Below are 1423 nucleotides of genomic sequence, written 5' to 3'. Positions count from 1 at the left end.
GGCGCGGCAACAAGCCTTCGATTTGTTTGAATTGCTCGGCGGTCAGTTGCATGGCACTCGGTCTCAACACTATTTGCTGCATTATAGCAAATAGTGTTAACAGGACCTAGCGCAGACACGCGCCCGTCTGCTCGATGCGGCGCGCTCGATCGACTCGACATCCATCCCGGACCTGTCGCTGCCTGCCACCCGTGTTCCGCTGGGCCGGTTGCTGATCACCTGCGAGGGGCTGCGCGTCGCCCATGGGCAGCGATCGCTCTTCGGCAGCAGCGGCGTATCGCTGTCGATCCGTGGACCGGAGCGCATCGCACTGCTAGGCGCCAACGGCGCCGGCAAGACGACCTTGCTCAGGATCCTGGCGGGGGAGGCGGTTCCCTTCGAAGGCACGCTACGGCATGGCCCGGGCCGGGTCGCCTACCTGTCGCAACGGCTGGAGTTACTCGATCCTGCACGCTCCGTGGCGGAGAACTTAGCCGAGTCCGCCCCGAGCATGCCTGCGCACGAGCGTGCCGACCTGTTGGCGCGCCTGCAATTCCGCGGGTCACGCATGCACCTGCCGGCAAGTCAGTTGTCGGGCGGGGAACGCCTCAGGGCGGTGCTCGCCTGCGTGCTGCATGCAGACCCGGCACCGCAGTTGCTCCTACTCGATGAGCCGACGAACAACCTCGACCTGGGCGCGATCGGTCAGCTGGAACAGGCGCTGGGTGCCTACGAAGGGGCAATGGTGGTGATCAGCCATGACCAGGCATTTCTCGATGCCATCGGTGTGACCCGAAGGCTGATGCTGTCGCCTACCGGAATCCATGAAGTCGCCTGAGGGTGGAGGTCCGCTCCTGGCCGGCAGCCGCCCGTCGTTGCCTGATAGATCTACCCCCCTCCGATGCTGTAGTGCAGTCGGCTTCTGACATTCAGTGCCGCCATCTTCTGAAAACGACAGCTGAAGAGTCCTACGCGGCCGGCAGCTTCCAGCAATGGCATATACTAAGCCTATCGAAAGTATTGTCATATTGAGAGACAATACCCCGATGAAATGCAAACGAAACTCCGATGGTCGGGCAATCGACCACCACTCCCTCCAGGTCATGCGTCAACAGGCGATCAAGGCCGTTCGCGAAGGGCAGACAGTCCAAAGCGTGGCGGCCGCCTTCGGCGTCAATATCCGCAGCGTCTTTCGCTGGCTGTCCGACTTTGCCAATGGCGGACAGAACGCCCTGCTCGCCAAGCCGGTTCCCGGACGTCCGCCCAGGATCAGTGCCGAGGAAATGCGCTGGCTGGCACAGACCGTTCGGGACCACTCGCCGCTGCAATACCGCTTCGAATTCGGCCTGTGGACCCTGTCGCTGATTGCCGAACTGATCCGCCGCCAGTTCGGCAAGACGCTGTCACTGTCCGCCGTGAGCCGAGTCATGAAGCTGCTCGGCTT

The 1423-nt window shown here is 62.5% G+C and carries 2 protein-coding genes; both read left to right on the top strand.

The features are described from left to right. Positions 1-208 precede the first annotated feature (208 nt). A complete protein-coding gene (locus ACYVD0_RS12095; protein WP_460427040.1) occupies positions 209-817 on the top strand; it encodes an ATP-binding cassette domain-containing protein in 609 nt (202 codons plus the stop codon). Between the two features lie 208 nt (positions 818-1025). Next, the coding region (locus ACYVD0_RS12090) for a helix-turn-helix domain-containing protein (RefSeq protein ID WP_460427039.1) at positions 1026-1423 on the top strand (398 nt) is incomplete at its 3' end.

The organism is Azotobacter armeniacus (assembly GCF_054779355.1).
This window is presented reverse-complemented; position numbering and strand designations above follow the sequence as displayed.